The sequence below is a fragment of the Marivivens sp. ABH4_498 genome, from assembly GCF_056160585.1.
Window position 1 is genome coordinate 494,542 of the sequence record NZ_JBSWXL010000003.1, and the last position, 17,491, is coordinate 512,032.

A 17,491-nucleotide genomic window follows, 5' to 3' on the forward strand; every position below is an offset into this window, starting at 1 on the left:
ACGCGCAGGGCTGCGCCAGAGTTTTCTGATTAAAGTGCGGTTTCCTGCCATTCGGCGACACGCGGATTCATAACGCGGCGCCATAGCGGTGGGATCAACGCGACGCAGGCCATAACGGGCAATGACCGCGGCAGCATAGGCGCGTCAGGTAATTGCAAGGCCGGGTAAATGGTCATCGGCGAAACATGGTGATCAGAATGGCGCGGCGCGTTCAACATAAGCGCCGAAGAAAACCAATGGGGACTGTTCCAGCTGTGTTTGGCGGCGACCGGTTCGGGTTTCCCTGCCTGATCAATCGCGCGGGTCAGGCCATAGTGCTGAACGTAATCCGACAGCATCAGCTGGGTCTGGGCAAAAAATGCAAGGCCAAGATAGGCCCCGATTCCTGCGCCGCCGCCGATCGCACCCGCTATGCACAGCATCACAATAGCTCCGCCCGTGTAGGTGACAAAAGGATGCGCCCATATGGGTTTGCCTGATCGGGTCATTCTATGTGTTTCCGCTGCATAGGATTTGCGCAGGGACCCGCGCCATGCGCGGCCAAAGAAACGATAAAAGCTTTCGTTCAGGCGTGATGTGTTTGGATCGTTTTTCGTGCCGACATGGATGTGGTGAACCAATACATGGGCGGACGTGTGATGACCGAACAGAACCGAAATATAGGCCCATTTGCCCAAATTGCGCAAAAAACGGCTGGAGCGGTGGATGAGTTCGTGCGCGTTCGAATTGCCGACCTGACCGATATACAGACCCGCCGCGATGAAGACGCCAAATTTGGCGTGGGTCGCCAGATCAGAGGTCAGCGCGAACACGGTGGCTGCAATCATGGCGAATTGCCCAATGGCGATTGCGACCGAAAGGGCGTTTGCCACAGGAAATTCAGCGTCCGAGGTCGCCGGTGTAATACGGTCCACCCATTCATCTAGCAGTGCGGTCATGACCGTCATGTAGAGCGGCGCGGCCAAAGCCCACATCCCGCCCGAAAATGCGGCGATCAGACTTAGGGGTATGGGAAAAAGCGTCGCAAAGGCAAAAAGGATCATCGGCGGCATTGGAAACTCCTGTCGGGGCAGAGTTTAGTGGGCGCAGACGGGGCTTTCCATCCTTTGGCTTAGGTATTAGGTGATAAGAAAGCTTTGCAAAGGCCAATTCATGTCGTTTTTCAAAAAACTCCGCGATCGTCTGACCAAATCGTCGTCAAAGTTGGACGAAGGGTTAGAGGCAATCGTCGAGGAAGGCGCGGATGTAGCGCAAGACGAACCCGACGTCGCAGTTGATTCCGCGCCAGAGCCTGAGCGCGTAGAGGTGGATGTCACCCCCATTGCGATAGAAGAAACCGTCGAGGATGAAGCCCCGAAGAAGGGCATCATTGATCGGTTGGTTGGCCGCGATACATCCCCGCGCCGCGTGTTGGATGACGAAATGGTCGAGCAGTTGGAAGAGCTGTTGATCAGCGCAGATATGGGCGTGGATACGGCCCTGCGTGTCACATCCAACATGGCCGAGGGGCGCATCGGCAAGAAGCTGTCTGTGGACGAGATCAAATCGCTATTGGCCGAAGAGGTCACGCGCATCATGGAGCCTGTGGCGCGGCCGCTTCCGCTATATGCGAAGAAGCCTCAGGTGGTGTTGGTTGTTGGTGTGAATGGCGCAGGTAAGACGACGACCATCGGCAAATTGGCCAGCCAGTTCCGCGCGGCGGGCAAATCCGTTGTGATCGCCGCAGGTGACACGTTCCGTGCCGCAGCTGTTGAGCAGTTGCAGATTTGGGGCGAACGGGCAGGCGTGCCTGTTTTGACCGCGCCCGAAGGGTCGGACCCTGCCAGCCTTGCCTTTGACGCAATGACAAAGGCACAAGAGGACGGCGCGGACCTGTTGATGATCGACACTGCGGGTCGTTTGCAGAACCGTCAGGATCTGATGGAAGAATTGGCCAAGATCGTTCGCGTCATTCGCAAGAAAGACCCCGATGCGCCGCACAACACGCTGTTGGTTCTGGATGCGACGACGGGCCAGAATGCTGTTAATCAGGTGGATGCGTTCCAGAAATTGGCGGATGTGTCTGGTCTGGTCATGACGAAACTGGACGGCACGGCCAAGGGCGGCGTTCTGGTGGCGCTGGCGGATAAATTCGGTCTGCCGATCCACGCGATTGGCGTTGGCGAACAGATCGATGATCTGGCCCCGTTCGATCCCGAAGATTACGCGAACGCTTTGGTCGGGCGCGGGTAATGAAGGCAATCACCCATGGGTGAGTGGCTCGTCTCTGTTTCGGGCACCCCGTTTGGTGCGCAGCTGGCGACAATACTGGCGCTGACGGCGGCGATTGCGCATGCTTTGTTCGGGGCGCTGCAAAAGGGCAAACATGATCCTTGGGTGGCGCGCGGGTCGATTGACCTGTGGTTCACGATCCTATCGGCGCCTTTTGCGTTGTTCGTGTTTCCATTGCCCGAAGGCGACATGTGGCTGATCCTGGTTGGGGTCGTTGTTATCCATTTCATCTACAAACTACTGATGGCGTTGGCCTATGAATACGCGGCCTATACGGTGGTCTATCCGGTGGTGCGTGGAACGGGGCCGCTGATCACTGTGATTTTTGCATCCATCGTGTTTCATGAACCCTATACGTTGATGCAATGGATCGGTGTGGGCTGTTTGTCGGGCGGTATTTTGTTGCTGGCGCTGCGCAATCTGGCCGAAGAAACGATTGCAAAACAGCGGGTGAAAATCGCGCTGATCTGGGCCGCGCTGTGCGGCGTTATGGTGGCGGTCTACACGACCTATGACGCGTGGGGCATCCGTCAGGCGGCCGATCCGTTCACGTTCCTTGCGTGGTTCTTTTTCCTAAGCGGTATCGATATGCCGCTGATCGCCTATGTCAAAACGCGCCGGTCGGGGCTAAAGATCGACCTTGCGCCGTTGATGTGGCGCGGGGCGCTGGGCGCGGTGATCGGCTGGGTCAGTTTTGGCGGCGTGATGATCGCAACCCGATTGGATAAAGTCGGCGAAGCAGCCGTTCTGCGCGAAACGTCGACCGTCTTTGCGGCCTTGATTGGCTGGTTCATTTTGGGCGAAAAGGTCGGCCCGCGCCGGTTGTTCCTGATGGCGCTGATCGCGCTGGGCGCCGTAATTGTTGAGGTAGGTGGCTAAATGGCTGAAAAACAAATCAATCCGCTGTTGAAACAGGTTCTGGAACTGGGCCCAACGGTCGCGTTTTTCCTGCTTTACGTAAAGATCAAGGACAACACCTATACCTTTGCGGGCACCGAATATTCGGGGTTCATCGTGTCGGCTGTCGTGTTCATCCCGATCTTGTTGGCGGCGATGGGCGCGCTGTGGGGTCTGACGGGAAAACTGTCGCGGATGCAGGTCTTTACCGCGTTCATGGTGATATTTTTCGGCGGCCTAACCGCGTGGTTCAATAACGAGGCGTTTTTCAAAATGAAAACGTCGATTGTTTACGGGTTGTTTGCCCTATTGCTGGGCATCGGCCTGCTGCGCGGCCAAAGCTGGCTGGAATATGTGATGGGTGAATTGCTACCGATGGAGCGTGCGGGCTGGATGATCCTGACCCGCCGTTTGTGCGCGTTTTTCGCGGCTCTAGCGGTTGCCAATGAAATCATCTGGCGCACGCAGTCGGACGAACTGTGGGTCACGCTGGAAACCTTTGCGTTCCCAGCGGTCATGTTCCTGTTTTTGTGGTCTCAGATCGTGAGCCTGCAAAAATACCTGATCGAAGAACCTACACAATAAAATCTGCCGCTATGCGCATGTCGCGTAGCGGACGGACGATATCGATGGATTCCTGATACAGGGGGTGCGCTTTGTAGGCGGCCAATTGGGCCTCGTCCTCAAACTCGCCGTAGACAACGAAATCAGGTCCGTCTGGGCTAATCGGGTCTTTGTTCATGTTGGGGCGAATTTCCAAACGGATGCTGTCAGGAATGGTTTCCAGACGTTTCAGGCCGTTGAAAATTGTGTCCCGATATTCGGGTTTCTGCGCGGTGAAAAAGACGATGTGACGGATCATTGTTGTTTGAACAGGCGTTCCATTTGTTCTTTGGTGTAACCCTTCTGGCGTAGTTCGTGGGCGAGTTCCATCCCCCTTTTTACCGCAGGGCGTGCTGCCATTCGGTCCAGCCACGCGGCAAGGTGCGGTTTGTCGTCCAGCGTTTGCTGCTGGCCTTCCCATTCTGCGGCCCAGGGGTAGATCGCTATATCAGCGATAGAGCAATCGCCGCAGACGTAGTCGCGCCCGTCCAGCCGTTTGTTCAACACGCCGTACAGGCGGGCGACTTCGTTGCGGTAACGGGTTTGGGCATAGGGCAGGACGTGGGGCGGGTCCATGACGGGGGCGTATTTCAGGAAATGGTGCGCTTGACCCGCCATTGGGCCAACGCCGCCCATCTGCCACATCAGCCATTGGTCAATGTCCACGCGGTCTCGTTCTGTTGCCCCGTACAGCTGCCCTGTTTTGCGGGCGAAATATCGCAGGATCGCGCCCGATTCAAAAATCGAAATCGGTTCGCCGTCTGGGCCGTTCGGATCAACAATCGCAGGAATGCGGTTATTCGGCGCGATGTCCAGAAAATCAGGGGCGAATTGATCACCCGCGCCGATGTCGATCAGGTGGACCTGATAGGGCAGGGACAACTCCTCTAACAAGATGCTGATCTTTTTGCCGTTGGGCGTTGGCCAGTAGTACAAATCGATTGGGGACATCGCACACCTATGCTGTTGCTGGCTGCAACAATGGGGCAATGCGGACGGGGTTCAACCCCTGTTTTCCTTGACCTAACGGTTGGTCAGGCGTATCCGCGTGTCTGTGGTGATTTGAACCGGATTGCGGACCACGTAAAACAAACCGCTAAACAGGAAACAGGCCAAACCCTGCTGCCTATTTCCGGTATCAGGGTTTTTTATTAGGTCGAAAGGACGACAGACATGGACAAACTATCCAAACGTACCCGCGCCGTACATTCGGGCGTTCGCCGCAGCAAATACAACGAGCTGTCCGAGGCGATGTTCCTGACCCAAGGGTTTGTCTATGAAACCGCCGAACAGGCCGAGGCGCGTTTTGTCGCGCTGGGAGATGACGAATTCATCTATGCCCGCTACGGCAACCCGACCACCGCTATGCTAGAGGACCGTCTGGCCGACCTAGAGGGCGTCGAGGCAGGCTTTGCCACCGCATCGGGCATGGCTGCGGTCAATGGCGCGCTAATGTCGCTGCTAAAGGCAGGCGACCACGTGGTATCCAGCCGCGCACTGTTCGGGTCGTGCCTGTACATCCTAGAGGACATTCTGGTCCGTTTCGGCGTAGAACTGACGCTGGTTGATGGCCGTGATCTGGAAGAATGGAAATCCGCCATTCGCCCTGACACCGCGCTTGTCTTCTTTGAATCCATTTCGAACCCGACGCTAGAAGTCATCGACATGAAAGCGGTCATTGATCTGGCCCACGCAAACGGCGCCAAGGTGGTCGTAGACAACGCGATGGCCACGCCGATCTATTCGATCGCGGGCGAATTGGGTGCAGACTTGATCGTTTATTCCACGACCAAACACGTCGACGGGCAGGGCCGCTGTCTGGGCGGGATCGTTCTGGGATCCAAAGAATTGGTTCGCGGCCCGGTCGAGGCGTACCTGAAACACACCGGTGGCGCGATGAGCCCGTTTAACGCGTGGGTCATGCTGAAATCCATGGACACGCTATTCTTGCGTGTTGGGCATCAGTCGCAATCGGCGCTGAAAATCGTGGACGCGCTGCAGGGGCATGAAAAGCTGAATTCGATCAGTTATCCGCTGCACCCCAGCCACCCGCAGTACGAACTGGCCGCCGCACAGTATGAAGGCGCGGGCACCGTGTTTGCCATCGATATCAAAGGCGGCAAAGACGAATGTTTCCGTTTCTTGAACGCGTTGAAGATCTTTACGATCACCAATAACTTTGCTGACAGCAAATCGTTGGTCACGCATCCGGCGACCACCACGCACCAGCGTTTGCCGCAGGAACAAAAGGACACTCTGGGTATCACCCCGGGTCTGGTTCGCATTTCTTGCGGGCTAGAGGATGCCGACGATCTGTTGGCCGATCTAAAACAAGCATTGGATGCAATCTGATGACTGATCCGCGCGACGGTAACAAACGTATTCCTTTTGAACGTTATGGAAAACCGTCGCGCGCATCCCATATTGAGGATCAGACGCGACAGGGCGGAGACCTCGAAATGAACATTCATAGTCAAGACATGGATCGCGAACCAACCCGCGAAGAGGCAGAAGCCGCGCTGGCGCTGCTACGTCGCTGGGCCAAAGATGTGACAGCGGAAGAGGTGGCAACGCTGGACCCGCTGGTATCGCGCCTGATCCCGGGCCAAGAGGTGTCGAATTACCCCGCGCTGGCCCGTGCCTACCCCGAAGATTTCAAAGTCGACGAAGATTACAAAGCGTCGATGCCCGATTTGCAGAACGGCCCGTCCAGCCTGATCCGTGGCGCGAAACAGCAGATTCAGCACGTCGGCATTTCGAATTTCCGACTGCCAATCCGTTTTCATACCCGCGACAACGGCGATGTGACGTTGGAAACATCTGTGACAGGCACCGTTAGCCTAGAGGCGGAAAAGAAGGGCATTAACATGTCCCGCATCATGCGGTCCTTCTACAAACATGCGTCGAACACGTTCAGTTTCGAAGTCATGGAAACCGCGCTGGACGCGTATAAGGCCGACCTAGAAAGCTTTGACGCGCGCATTCAGATGCGTTTCCGTTTCCCGATGAAGGTCGCGTCACTGCGGTCTGGATTGGAAGGGTATCAGTACTACGATATCGCGCTAGAGCTGGTGGAAAAGGCGGGCGTTCGCAAGAAAATCATCCATCTGGATTACGTCTATTCGTCGACCTGCCCATGTTCGTTGGAATTGTCCGAACACGCCCGCCAGTTCCGCGGCCAGTTGGCGACCCCGCATTCGCAGCGGTCCGTGGCGCGTCTGTCCGCCGTGATCGAAGGCGATGAAATGCTGTGGTTCGAAGACCTGATCGACATGTCGCGCACCGCTGTGCCGACCGAAACTCAGGTTATGGTCAAACGCGAAGACGAACAGGCATTCGCCGAACTAAACGCTGCCAACCCGATTTTCGTCGAAGACGCGGCGCGCCTGTTCTGTGAACAGTTGCAGATCGATCCACGCGTCGGTGATTTCCGCGTGGTCGCCAGCCATCAGGAAAGCCTGCACAGCCATGATGCGGTGTCTGTGCTGACCGAAGGTGACACCTTTGACAGCGATAGTCTGGACCCACAGTTGTTCACCACACTGATCCACGTTGGATAAGGCAACAATATTGACCTGCTTTGCGTCTGTGTAAATGCTGCGTTGCAGTATTTACGCTACACGCAAGGCAGGCTTTGAACTAGATTTGGATCAAGGGGGGAAACAACCGAATTAACGGAGTTTCCAAAATGGCCAATCTGGCAGTCAACGTACACCTACCTGAACTACACATCGCAGACGCATTCAAATCGTTCTTCAAATCCGTCGGTCACAGCCTAGAACTGTATATGGAACGCAAATCGCGTTTCGCTGAAATTCAGGCGCTGCAGTCCAAAACCGACGAAGAACTGGCACAAATGGGTCTACGCCGCGATAAAATCGCCGTGCATGTGTTCAACGACCTGTTCTACGTTTAATCGATTTTCGATGCTGGCGGGGCTAACCCGCTGGCACCGCTTGACTTAACCGCATAGTCACGCCAAGCCTTCGTTCATGATGGACTTGCGACCAGTTGGATATGTAATCGGTTTGCTGACCGCAGTCATGGGCTGCGCGATGATCGGACCATTGTTGTTTGATCTCGCTCATGGTGATCCTGAATGGCAGACTTTCATGCAAAGTGCCGTCATCACCATATCTGCAGGGTTATTTACGTCGATGGCCTGCGCCAACGGCAAAGGGCAGGGCCTAAACCTGCGTCAAAGTTTTATCCTGACGACAGGCGTCTGGATTGCACTGCCTACATTCGGGGCGATTCCATTTATCATCGGGGAAACTAATCTACCGCTGGTCGATGCGATGTTCGAATCCATGTCCGGCATGACCACCACGGGCGCGACTGCGATCGAAGGGTTGGAAACGCATTCCTATGGCATTCTGCTATGGCGCGCGATTTTGCAATGGTTGGGCGGTTTGGGGATTGTCATCGTTGCCATGATTTTCCTGCCCGTGATGAAAGTCGGCGGGATGCAGTTTTTCCAATCCGAAGGCTTTGACACGCTGGGTAAATCGTTGCCGCGGGCGTTGGACATCGCAAAGGGTTTGTTGAACATCTACATCGGCCTGACCATCGTTTGCGCGCTGAGTTATGTCGTGTCGGGCATGTCGGTGTTGGAAAGCATTGTGCATTCTTTCACAACGATTGCGACGGGCGGCTATTCAACGACAGACGCGTCATTTGCGGCCTTCCCTGGGGCGCCGCAATATGTGGCAAGCCTATTCATGTTTTTGGCGTCGGTCCCGTTCATCCGTTTCTTGCAGGTCATCGTAGGAGAGCCAAAGCCCCTGTTTCAGGACATGCAGGTGCGTGGCTATCTGACATGGAGCGCCTATGCAGTCGCATTGATCGTAGTCTATCGCATGACGCTAGAGGGCGAATTCACCGAAGAGATGTTCCGATCAACGCTATTCAACGTCGTGTCGATTTTTTCGGGCACGGGGTACGGCGATGGCGATGTGATGGCGTGGGGGCCTTTTGCCTTTGCGATCCTGTTTTGCGTCGGCATGATTGGCGGCTGTTCGGGATCGACGGGCTGTTCGATCAAAGTGTTCCGCTATCAGATCATGCTGCGCGCCATTTCGGCCCAGATCAAACGCCTGTATAGCCCGAACCGCGTTGTGTCCGTTCGTTTCGAAGGCCGCGCCGTGTCGGACGACGTTATGTCGTCGATTATGTTGCTGTTCACCTGTTTTGTGCTGACGTTCGGCATTTTGATCGTTTTGATGGGTATGACCGGCATTAGTTTTCTGGCCGCCGTGACAGGTGCGTGGACGTCGATTTTCAACATCGGCCCTGTTTTCGGCCCCGAAGTCGGCCCATCAGGCGCGGTGAACCTGTTTCCGGATACTGCCAAATGGCTGATGATCGTCGGAATGCTGTTGGGTCGATTGGAAATTGTTTCGGTATTGGTTCTGGTGCTGCCGCGTTTCTGGCGGGCATAGGCATAAAAAAACCGGCCAATGAGCGGCCGGTTTTTTGTTTTTCCAACGGGCGCTGCGTTACCAGCAATTCACCAAAACGGTGACATCCGATGCGACCGACGTCAGCGTCTCTGGTGCCATTTGGCCGCTGATGGTCGATTGATCTGCGCGGGCCGCAGATTCGGCGAGCGCGCTAAGGATTGCGCCCGCATTTGCGGCAAAGCCCACGTTTTCCGGCAGCATCTGACCGTCTTGCGCGATGGTCGGGACCAAAACACCCACAACAGCACCGCTGGTGTCAAACACAGGGCCGCCCACGTCGCCTTGGGTCGTTGTCATGCTTAGGCGCAGTTTGCTGGCGTCTCCGGTTAGGTCAGCGCCGTCTGCAATGGTGCCGAATGTGACCGTCGGCAATGCCAACGCGCCGCCATATGGGTAGCCGCCAACAGCGACCGTCGCATTGCGTGCTGCGGCTTGGGTCTGGATTGCGGCATGGCTTAGCGGCGATAGCGCTGTTTCGGGCGATAGCACAGCCAGCGTGCCGTCATTGAACACAACATTTGCAGTATAATCGCCACGGCCAATGGTGACGCGTTCGCATTGATCCACGTTTGCAGCAGCGGTGACAGTCGTGCCGCGCGCATCGGTAAAGAACCCCGATGCAGAATTTTTCGGTGTGCGGATGGCCAGCCCAGACAGCATATCAACCGAAGTTTCAGCAGGGGCAGCTGCAAGGCTAAGTACGCCGTCAATCGAAACAAAGCTGTTTTTCATTTCCGACAGCACTCGTGCCCGACGTTCGTCATCGCCCGCAGGCCACACCAGAACAAAGCCTTTGATTTCGCCGTTTTCTTGGCGCGCGGTCGCATAGCTGTGGCGGGTGTCGGATAGGCCTTCGATTTCAAAACTATCGCGGCCGCGTTCGCGTGGCCCCTCTAGCGGCATGATTTCCAGCGTTTGCAGGATTTCATACAGGCCGTACAGGCGCGTGCGGTCACCAGGTTGGGAAATGACCAACACCTGAACACCTGAACCGTCCTTTGCGGTATAGCGCGCGAACGGCGTTTCATTTGCGTCAAACTGGACCAAACCCATTGGGATTTGCATCGCAACGCCTGTGTTCGCGTCCTCGACCAGCGTCAGGTCGGTGCCTTCTAGGATAGCGTTGTATTGGCTGAACAGGTCAGCGCGCTGCGCCGTGGTCAGGATACCTGTAGCCTCATAACCGTTCGCGTCTTGCCATGCGGCCATAGAATTACGCGTGCCGCGACCAAAGGACCCATCGATGCCGGCGGTGTAAAAACCTGCCCATTGCAGCATCACCTGCAGGTCCATTTTCTGTTCGCGGGTCAGCTGCGCCTCGGATGCGCGTGCCTCGGCTGGTGTTTCATCGGGTAGGGTTGGTTCAGGTGCCACGATCGGTTCGGCATCTTCGGGTGCCATTGGCGGTTCGATCTGGGTGGCGTCGGTGACCGGTTCCGTTGGCAAAGGTTTTGGCGTGGTGCTGATGCCAACGCCGACGGGCCAGAACTGCTGACCGTATCGTTGCCCGTCACTGACAAATGAATCGCGTGGGATCTGACCCGTGCGGCGCAGTTGGCGCAGCAGGTTTTCGGCATCCTGTTCGGAATAGGGGCCTAGGGCCACGCCATACCAGTTTGATCCCAAATGAAACCCGACCACATCATCCAGCTGCGCCGAAAATTTGCGCGCTGCGTCTTGGGCGGCCGATAGGGTGGGGTGCGCCTCGATCTGGAGCCAGCTTGCGCTCTGTGCTTGGGCCTGTACTGCGATTACAGCTGCGAAAACAATTCCCAGAAGTCGTTTTAACATAGTGTATCCAAAATCCGATCTTTACCAATTGCGTGTCTATCGCACCTGTTCCCGCATGAACATAGCCCCGAAACGGTTCAAAAACAGCGCGAATGGGTAAATGTGACCTGCATGCCCCAATTGACCCCATGCCCTATGCGGCATATTCAGGCGCGGAACCGAAAAGAGGGCGACCATGGCCGATAAACCCCGTTCTTTCCAAGAGATCATCCTGCGACTCCAGAATTACTGGGCAGCAAAAGGATGCGCAGTGCTGCAACCCTACGATATGGAGGTCGGCGCTGGCACGTTCCACCCTGCAACGACTCTGCGTTCGCTGGGTGACCGTGCATGGGCCGCAGCCTATGTTCAGCCGTCGCGCCGTCCGACCGATGGTCGTTATGGTGAAAACCCGAACCGTTTGCAGCACTATTACCAATATCAGGTGCTGATCAAACCATCGCCGCCTGATCTGCAGGACCTCTATCTGGGGTCGCTAGAGGCGATTGGCATCGACAGTTCCCTGCATGACATCCGTTTCGTCGAAGACGACTGGGAATCCCCGACGCTGGGCGCATGGGGCCTGGGCTGGGAAGTCTGGTGTGACGGCATGGAAGTGTCGCAGTTCACCTATTTTCAACAGGTTGGCGGCCACGACTGTAAACCTGTATCGGGCGAATTGACCTATGGTCTGGAACGTCTGGCGATGTATGTGTTGGGCGTGGATCACGTGATGGACATGCCGTTCAACGATCCTGAATCGCCAATCGCGCTGAAATACGGTGATATCTTCCGCCAAACCGAAGAAGAATATTCGCGCCACAACTTTGATGTGGCAGACACCGATCAGTTGTTGCAGCATTTCATCGACGCAGAGGCCGAATGCCAACGCATTCTGGACAACCCAGCCGTTGATCCGAAAACCGGCAAACGGATCGTCATGGCGCACCCTGCCTATGACCAGTGCATCAAAGCATCGCACCTGTTCAACCTGCTGGACGCGCGCGGCGTGATTTCTGTCACCGAACGTCAGGCTTATATTGGCCGCGTGCGCGCGCTGGCGAAACTATGCGCTGACGCCTTTGTTCAGACCGAGGCAGGCGGCTACGTGCCAGAGGCTGCGGAATGAAACCGGTTCAAATGGCAATCACGGCAATCGTTGTGTCCGCCGCAGCGGCGGGCGGTCTGATGTATTACAATCAGGTCTACGCGTTCTATGACCGCGTAGACGCCGCTGATTTCGGTCAGGTCGAATTGACCTCGGCCATCACGGGGCTGCCCGAACCGATCCTGACGAATGATTTTCAGGCCATCGATAGTGAAAGTTCCCCCATCCGGTTCCGTGCGTGTTTTTCAACGCCGATCAGCTTGGGTACTTTGACCGATACCTATGAAATCTACGATGCCGCAGAACCGCTGAACGGCCCTGGTTGGTTCGATTGCTATGACGCCCGCACCATAGGCGAAGCGATTGAAAGTGGCGAGATGATCGCATTCTTGGGAACCGAAAACATTCAATACGGTATCGACCGCGTTGTGGCGTTTGATCAGGCCGGTAATGGCTATGTCTGGGCACAGATCAACGCATGTGGCGAAGCGAAATTTCAGGGTGATCCGCTGCCATCGGGCTGCGAACCCGCACCAGAGGGGGGCAACTAATGCCAAACCTGCTAATCGAATTATTCTCTGAAGAAATCCCAGCGCGCATGCAGGCCAAAGCCGCCGATGATCTGCGCAAAATGGTCACCGATGGTCTGGTGGACGCAGGCCTGACCTACGCAGGTGCCGCTGCATTTGCGACTCCGCGCCGTTTGACCCTGTCGATTGACGATCTGCTGGCTGAATCCAAACCCGTCCGCGAAGAACGCAAAGGTCCCGCAACCTCGGCCCCTGATAAGGCGCTAGAGGGTTTCTTGCGGTCCACTGGCCTGACCAAAGATCAGCTGGAAATTCGCGATGTGAAAAAAGGCCAAGCCTATTTTGCTGTGATCGAAAAACCGGGCCGCAAAGCGGCGGACGTGATCGCAGAGGTTCTGGAAAAAACCGTTCGCAATTTCCCATGGCCGAAATCCATGCGCTGGGGCGCGGGCCCGCTGCGTTGGGTGCGTCCGCTGCATTCGATCATTTGCCTGCTGACCACGGATGACGGCAACGAAGTTGTCGAATTGGACATCGACGGCATCAAATCGGGCAAAACCACCCGTGGTCACCGTTTCCTGTCGTCGGGCGAAATCTTGGTCAACAATTTCGACGATTACGAATCCAAACTGAAACAGGCCCGCGTGGTTCTGCGTGCAGATGAACGCGCCGATCACATCTGGCATGACGCGACCAACATGGCCTTTGCCGCTGGTTTGGAAGTTGTCGAAGACAAAGGCCTGTTGGCCGAAGTATCCGGTCTGGTTGAATGGCCTGTGGTTCTGATGGGTTCGATCGATGATCAGTTCCTTGGCCTGCCGCCCGAGGTTCTGCAAACCTCGATGAAAGAGCACCAGAAATTCTTCTCGGTTCGGAATCCGAAAACGGGTCGTATTGAAAAATTCATCACAGTTGCGAACAATGAAACCGCAGATAACGGCGCGACGATCCTTGCGGGCAACCAAAAGGTTCTGTCGGCACGTCTGTCGGATGCGCTGTTCTTCTGGAACAATGACCTGCGCACCGTTGAACGCAACGGGTTCGAAGCAATGGGCGCCCCATTGGCCAACGTGACATTCCACAACAAACTGGGATCGGAGGCCGAACGCATCGCGCGCATCGCGGCGCTGGTGTCCAAAGTGGCCCCAGTTGTTGGTGCAGACGGAGCTGAAGCAGAGCTGGCCGCCAAAGTGGCGAAATGCGACCTGTCATCGGAAATGGTATACGAATTCCCTGAATTACAGGGCATCATGGGCCGTTATTACGCGAAAAGTGCAAATCTGTCCGACGCTGTCGCAGACGCTTGCCGCGATCACCGTAGCCCCTTGGGTCCATCGGACGACGTGCCGACCGACCCTGTTTCGGTCGCTGTCGCGTTGGCCGATAAAATCGACACGCTGACAGGTTTCTGGGCGATCGACGAAAAACCAACGGGGTCCAAAGACCCATTCGCCCTGCGCCGCGCGGCGCTGGGTGTGATCCGTTTGATTTTGGAAAACGATCTGCCCCTTTCGCTGACCGAATATTTCGGCGCTGCGAACGCGGATGCCGATGCGGCTGACCTTTTGTCGTTCTTCCACGACCGTCTAAAGGTGTTCCTGCGTGATCAGGGTATCCGTCACGACGTGATCGATGCCTGTCTGGCGATGCCGGGGAACGACGACATGACCCTGCTGGTGAAACGCGCCCGCGCGTTGCAGGATTTCATGGCGACCGAAGACGGCGAAAACCTGATCCAAGGCTACAAACGCGCGTCCAACATTCTGGCCCAAGCCGAAGAAAAAGACGGCGTCGAATATTCTTTCGGTGCAGACGTGAAATTTGCCGAAGGCGACGAAGAAAAGGCGCTGTTCGCAGCGCTGGACAAAGCCGAAGCAGAGATCACCCCAGCCATGACCGCCGAAGATTTCGGTGCGGCCATGGCGGCTATGGCATCGCTGCGCGCGCCCATCGACGGGTTCTTTGACGCGGTGCAGGTGAATTCGGACAACGAAATCATCCGTCGCAACCGTTTGAACCTGTTGTCGCGCATCCGCACGATCTGTTTGTCGGTCGCGGATATTTCCCGCATCGAAGGCTAAGAATTACGCCTTTCCCCCCTTGCTGCGATTGTCGCTTTGTCTAAAGTGAACCGCAGCAAGGAGATGCCGCAGTGCAGCAAGAAAAACGATTTGATCCGGTTACGCTGATCACACCCACTGCGGCAATGTCGCCTTCGGTCCATGGTGGCCGTGCGAAATGTTTGCAGCGATTGATCCGTCTGGACATGCCTGTGCCCACAACTGTGGCGTTGTCTTTCGCAGCGGTGCGTGAAATCGCGCGCGGCCAAATGCCTGATATGGCTGGGATTTTAGACCCGTTTGGGGCAAACCCGTTGCTATCGGTGCGTCCCAGCAGCCAAGACCCCGATTGGGGCGGGCCGTCGGCGATTTTGAACATCGGAATGAACGATATCCGGTACGGTCAACTGGTCGAAAGCCTGGGGGCTGATGCCGCGACGTCGATATATCTGCGGTTTATTCAGTCCTATGCGGTCCAAGTCGCGCGTCTGGATCCCGAACCGTTCCACCTGCCAGACACCCCGACCGAAGAATCGCTTCGGGTTATGCTGGATGCGTATGAATACGAAACGGACGAAGTATTCCCCCAAGACCCTGCCGAACAGTTGGGTCAGGTGCTGCGGTCGATGGCGCGGGCATGGGATGGCACGACCGCCCGTTTGCTGCGTCAGGCCAAAGGTGCGCCTGCAGATGCAGGTCTGGGGCTTGTCGTGCAGTCTATGGCGCTGGGTGTTGGTGAGGGCACTTCAGGGTCGGGAGTTATCCAGTTTGTCGATGACGTCACAGGCGAACGCCGTATCAAAGGCCGATACCTAAGCCAAAGTCAGGGCCGTGATGCGCTGTCGGTTGCCAAGGGCGCGTTGTTCCTGTGCAAAGACGGGCGTGGTCCTTCGGTCGAAGAAGAACTGCCCGAAGTCTTTGAACAGTTGCGCACATACGGCGATGTCTGCCGCACCCGTTTGCGCGAAGAAATGCAGATCGAATTCACCATTGAAAACGGTCAGTTACACATTTTGGACGCTGTGCGCGTGCAGCGCTCTAATCGGGCATCCGTGCGTATCGCTGTGGCATTGGCCGAGGATAAAGTGATCCCGACGGACGAAGCCGTCATGCGCGTTGATCCCGCCGTTTTGTCCGAACTGTTGCACCGTCAGGTGGACAGCGTGTCGCCGCGTGATCGTATCGTGCGCGGCATCGCTGCCAGCCCCGGCGCAGCGGTGGGTCGTATCGTGTTCACCGCGAACGAAGCGCAAGCCAGCGCAGCGCGGTCAGAGCCCTGCATTCTGGTGCGCCGCGAAACCACCCCCGAAGATATCCGCGGCATGCACGCGGCAGCGGCTGTTGTGACGGTGCGCGGCGGTATCACCAGCCATGCTGCGGTGATTGGCCGTGGTTTGGGCCTGCCATGCGTGGTTGGGGCCTCTGATCTGGTGATTGATCGCAAGGGGAAACGCCTGATCGCGCCAGATGGTCGGAAATTCAACGAAGGTGACATGATCACCGTCGATGGGAGCTCTGGTGACGTTCTGGCTGGGGCTGCGCCATTGGTCGAACCTGCACTGGATGGTGCGTTCCAGCAATTGCTGCAGTGGGCGGACCAATACCGCGACATCGGTGTGCGTGCCAACGCCGATACACCCACGGACGCGCAGACGGCGCGCAATTTTATGGCGCAAGGAATTGGGCTGTGCCGCACGGAACATATGTTCTTTGAAGGTGACCGTCTGGGCATGATGCGTGAAATGATTTTCGCGGATACGGTCACAGATCGCCAAGCTGTTCTGGATCGCCTGTTGCCGATGCAACGGGGGGATTTTGCGGAATTGTTCCATATCATGCAGGGGCAGCCGGTCTGTATTCGCCTGTTTGACCCGCCTTTGCACGAATTTTTGCCTGCAGATAAATCGGGCCATCGCGAATTGGCTGAACAATTGTCTTTGCCCCTGTCCGAAGTCCACGCGCGGGTCGAAGCATTGTCAGAATACAACCCCATGCTGGGGATGCGCGGGGTGCGTTTGGGTCTGACCTATCCTGAAATCTATGACATGCAGGCGCGCGCTATTTTCGAAGCAACCGTCGAGGCCAGCCGTTCCGGCGCCCCCGTTGTGCCTGAAATTATGATCCCTCTGGTCAGCGCCATGCGCGAGGTCGAATTGGTCAAAGCGCGCATTGACGCTGTTGCTGGCCACGTCCGCGCAGAGACAGGCGTTCAATTCAACTATCGCTACGGCGTCATGGTTGAAACGCCGCGCGCGGCATTGCGCGCCGAAGATATCGCGCAATACGCTGCATTCTTGTCCTTTGGTACAAACGATTTGACCCAGATGACCTATGGGTTGTCGCGCGATGACGCTGGCCGTTTCATGTCGGCCTATGTCAATGCGCATGTCTACGAAGAAGATCCGTTTCACACATTGGACGTCGATGGCGTCGGCGAATTGTTGAAAATGGGCGCGGAAAGAGGCCGCGCAGGACGCCCCGATGTCGTCTTGTCCATTTGCGGTGAACACGGCGGCAGCCGGTCTGCGATTGATTTTTGCCGTAAGCAAAATTTCAATTACGTGTCCTGTTCACCGTTCCGCGTGCCTGCCGCGCGGCTGTCGGCAGCGCAGCTGGCAATTTCGGACGCTCGGGCCGAATTGCGTTAACCAAAACCTAGGATTGTATGCGGTAGACACAACTAAACACCCATTTGTGTAGTCGGTGCTACAAAAAGGTGGGTGGACTCTATTTGTGAAAATCTTGTAACACCCCGCCCGCTAGCGTGGGGCAAACCGCGTGTATCCGGAG

Annotated in this window: 15 protein-coding genes and 1 riboswitch; of the genes, 11 read left to right on the plus strand and 4 right to left on the minus strand. The window is 56.4% G+C overall.

Annotated elements, in window-relative coordinates; translation table 11 throughout:
• Positions 1 to 29 precede the first annotated feature (29 nt).
• Positions 30 to 1,052, minus strand: a complete 1,023-nt coding sequence (locus ACXAGA_RS09830) for an alkane 1-monooxygenase (RefSeq protein ID WP_475117299.1) — start codon at positions 1,050 to 1,052, stop codon at positions 30 to 32.
• Between the two features lie 100 nt (positions 1,053 to 1,152).
• Here ACXAGA_RS09830 and ftsY point away from each other — a divergent pair, with 100 nt between their 5' ends.
• The 3 genes from ftsY to ACXAGA_RS09845 are packed head-to-tail and all read left to right on the plus strand — an operon-like array spanning position 1,153 to position 3,753.
• Positions 1,153 to 2,232 (plus strand): signal recognition particle-docking protein FtsY, encoded by a 1,080-nt coding sequence (gene ftsY, locus ACXAGA_RS09835; protein WP_475117300.1) that lies wholly within the window; start codon positions 1,153 to 1,155, stop codon positions 2,230 to 2,232.
• Between the two features lie 15 nt (positions 2,233 to 2,247).
• On the plus strand, positions 2,248 to 3,150 hold the full coding sequence (locus tag ACXAGA_RS09840) for a DMT family transporter (RefSeq protein WP_475117301.1): 903 nt from the start codon (positions 2,248 to 2,250) through the stop codon (positions 3,148 to 3,150).
• Complete coding sequence (locus ACXAGA_RS09845) at positions 3,151 to 3,753, plus strand: inner membrane-spanning protein YciB (RefSeq protein ID WP_475117302.1); 603 nt, start codon at positions 3,151 to 3,153, stop codon at positions 3,751 to 3,753.
• On the opposite strand, the gene ACXAGA_RS09850 is transcribed toward ACXAGA_RS09845, so the two are convergent.
• Both ACXAGA_RS09850 and ACXAGA_RS09855 read right to left on the minus strand, forming a co-directional pair.
• Positions 3,743 to 4,030: a Dabb family protein gene (locus ACXAGA_RS09850; RefSeq protein WP_475117303.1), complete on the minus strand. Its 288-nt coding sequence runs from the start codon at positions 4,028 to 4,030 to the stop codon at positions 3,743 to 3,745. The genes ACXAGA_RS09845 and ACXAGA_RS09850 overlap by 11 nt on opposite strands.
• Positions 4,027 to 4,722 carry a glutathione S-transferase N-terminal domain-containing protein gene (locus ACXAGA_RS09855; RefSeq protein ID WP_475117304.1) on the minus strand — a complete coding sequence of 232 codons (696 nt, stop codon included), beginning with the start codon at positions 4,720 to 4,722 and terminating at the stop codon, positions 4,027 to 4,029. Before ACXAGA_RS09855 ends, ACXAGA_RS09850 begins: the two co-directional genes overlap by 4 nt.
• Before the next feature lie 93 nt (positions 4,723 to 4,815).
• A riboswitch (SAM riboswitch) is annotated at positions 4,816 to 4,892 on the plus strand.
• Between the two features lie 52 nt (positions 4,893 to 4,944).
• Here ACXAGA_RS09855 and metZ point away from each other — a divergent pair.
• The 4 genes from metZ (at position 4,945) to ACXAGA_RS09875 (ending at position 9,212) form a co-directional block, all read left to right on the plus strand.
• Complete coding sequence (gene metZ / locus ACXAGA_RS09860) at positions 4,945 to 6,123, plus strand: O-succinylhomoserine sulfhydrylase (protein ID WP_475117305.1); 1,179 nt, start codon at positions 4,945 to 4,947, stop codon at positions 6,121 to 6,123.
• A gap of 107 nt (positions 6,124 to 6,230) precedes the next feature.
• Positions 6,231 to 7,331, plus strand: a complete 1,101-nt coding sequence (gene folE2, locus ACXAGA_RS09865; RefSeq protein WP_475117306.1) for a GTP cyclohydrolase FolE2 — start codon at positions 6,231 to 6,233, stop codon at positions 7,329 to 7,331.
• A gap of 128 nt (positions 7,332 to 7,459) precedes the next feature.
• Entirely contained in the window at positions 7,460 to 7,687 is a 228-nt protein-coding gene (locus ACXAGA_RS09870) for a hypothetical protein (protein WP_475117307.1), read from the plus strand.
• Positions 7,688 to 7,763: 76 nt separating this feature from the next.
• Positions 7,764 to 9,212 carry a TrkH family potassium uptake protein gene (locus ACXAGA_RS09875; protein WP_475117308.1) on the plus strand — a complete coding sequence of 483 codons (1,449 nt, stop codon included), beginning with the start codon at positions 7,764 to 7,766 and terminating at the stop codon, positions 9,210 to 9,212.
• 57 nt (positions 9,213 to 9,269) lie between these two features.
• Here the strand turns inward: ACXAGA_RS09875 and ACXAGA_RS09880 are convergent, their stop codons facing one another.
• Complete coding sequence (locus ACXAGA_RS09880) at positions 9,270 to 11,024, minus strand: trypsin-like peptidase domain-containing protein (RefSeq protein ID WP_475117309.1); 1,755 nt, start codon at positions 11,022 to 11,024, stop codon at positions 9,270 to 9,272.
• A gap of 175 nt (positions 11,025 to 11,199) precedes the next feature.
• Between ACXAGA_RS09880 and ACXAGA_RS09885 the strand changes: the two genes are divergently transcribed.
• From ACXAGA_RS09885 to ACXAGA_RS09900, 4 genes are all read left to right on the plus strand, one after another.
• Positions 11,200 to 12,132, plus strand: a complete 933-nt coding sequence (locus ACXAGA_RS09885; RefSeq protein WP_475117310.1) for a glycine--tRNA ligase subunit alpha — start codon at positions 11,200 to 11,202, stop codon at positions 12,130 to 12,132.
• Positions 12,129 to 12,662 (plus strand): DUF6446 family protein, encoded by a 534-nt coding sequence (locus tag ACXAGA_RS09890; RefSeq protein WP_475117311.1) that lies wholly within the window; start codon positions 12,129 to 12,131, stop codon positions 12,660 to 12,662. The genes ACXAGA_RS09885 and ACXAGA_RS09890 overlap by 4 nt, the downstream gene beginning before the upstream one ends.
• Positions 12,662 to 14,722, plus strand: a complete 2,061-nt coding sequence (glyS, locus tag ACXAGA_RS09895) for a glycine--tRNA ligase subunit beta (RefSeq protein WP_475117312.1) — start codon at positions 12,662 to 12,664, stop codon at positions 14,720 to 14,722. Before ACXAGA_RS09890 ends, glyS begins: the two co-directional genes overlap by 1 nt.
• Before the next feature lie 125 nt (positions 14,723 to 14,847).
• Positions 14,848 to 17,349 carry a putative PEP-binding protein gene (locus tag ACXAGA_RS09900; protein ID WP_475117362.1) on the plus strand — a complete coding sequence of 834 codons (2,502 nt, stop codon included), beginning with the start codon at positions 14,848 to 14,850 and terminating at the stop codon, positions 17,347 to 17,349.
• Positions 17,350 to 17,491 lie beyond the last annotated feature (142 nt).

What these genes read in the sequence shown, in the direction of transcription:
- ACXAGA_RS09830 (WP_475117299.1), bottom strand. Translation starts at nt 1,052, where the DNA reads ATGCCGCCGATGATCCTTTTTGCCTTTGCGACGCTTTTTCCCATACCC.
- ftsY (WP_475117300.1), top strand. Translation starts at nt 1,153, where the DNA reads ATGTCGTTTTTCAAAAAACTCCGCGATCGTCTGACCAAATCGTCGTCA.
- ACXAGA_RS09840 (WP_475117301.1), top strand. Translation starts at nt 2,248, where the DNA reads ATGGGTGAGTGGCTCGTCTCTGTTTCGGGCACCCCGTTTGGTGCGCAG.
- ACXAGA_RS09845 (WP_475117302.1), top strand. Translation starts at nt 3,151, where the DNA reads ATGGCTGAAAAACAAATCAATCCGCTGTTGAAACAGGTTCTGGAACTG.
- ACXAGA_RS09850 (WP_475117303.1), bottom strand. Translation starts at nt 4,030, where the DNA reads ATGATCCGTCACATCGTCTTTTTCACCGCGCAGAAACCCGAATATCGG.
- ACXAGA_RS09855 (WP_475117304.1), bottom strand. Translation starts at nt 4,722, where the DNA reads ATGTCCCCAATCGATTTGTACTACTGGCCAACGCCCAACGGCAAAAAG.
- metZ (WP_475117305.1), top strand. Translation starts at nt 4,945, where the DNA reads ATGGACAAACTATCCAAACGTACCCGCGCCGTACATTCGGGCGTTCGC.
- folE2 (WP_475117306.1), top strand. Translation starts at nt 6,231, where the DNA reads ATGAACATTCATAGTCAAGACATGGATCGCGAACCAACCCGCGAAGAG.
- ACXAGA_RS09870 (WP_475117307.1), top strand. Translation starts at nt 7,460, where the DNA reads ATGGCCAATCTGGCAGTCAACGTACACCTACCTGAACTACACATCGCA.
- ACXAGA_RS09875 (WP_475117308.1), top strand. Translation starts at nt 7,764, where the DNA reads ATGATGGACTTGCGACCAGTTGGATATGTAATCGGTTTGCTGACCGCA.
- ACXAGA_RS09880 (WP_475117309.1), bottom strand. Translation starts at nt 11,024, where the DNA reads ATGTTAAAACGACTTCTGGGAATTGTTTTCGCAGCTGTAATCGCAGTA.
- ACXAGA_RS09885 (WP_475117310.1), top strand. Translation starts at nt 11,200, where the DNA reads ATGGCCGATAAACCCCGTTCTTTCCAAGAGATCATCCTGCGACTCCAG.
- ACXAGA_RS09890 (WP_475117311.1), top strand. Translation starts at nt 12,129, where the DNA reads ATGAAACCGGTTCAAATGGCAATCACGGCAATCGTTGTGTCCGCCGCA.
- glyS (WP_475117312.1), top strand. Translation starts at nt 12,662, where the DNA reads ATGCCAAACCTGCTAATCGAATTATTCTCTGAAGAAATCCCAGCGCGC.
- ACXAGA_RS09900 (WP_475117362.1), top strand. Translation starts at nt 14,848, where the DNA reads ATGTCGCCTTCGGTCCATGGTGGCCGTGCGAAATGTTTGCAGCGATTG.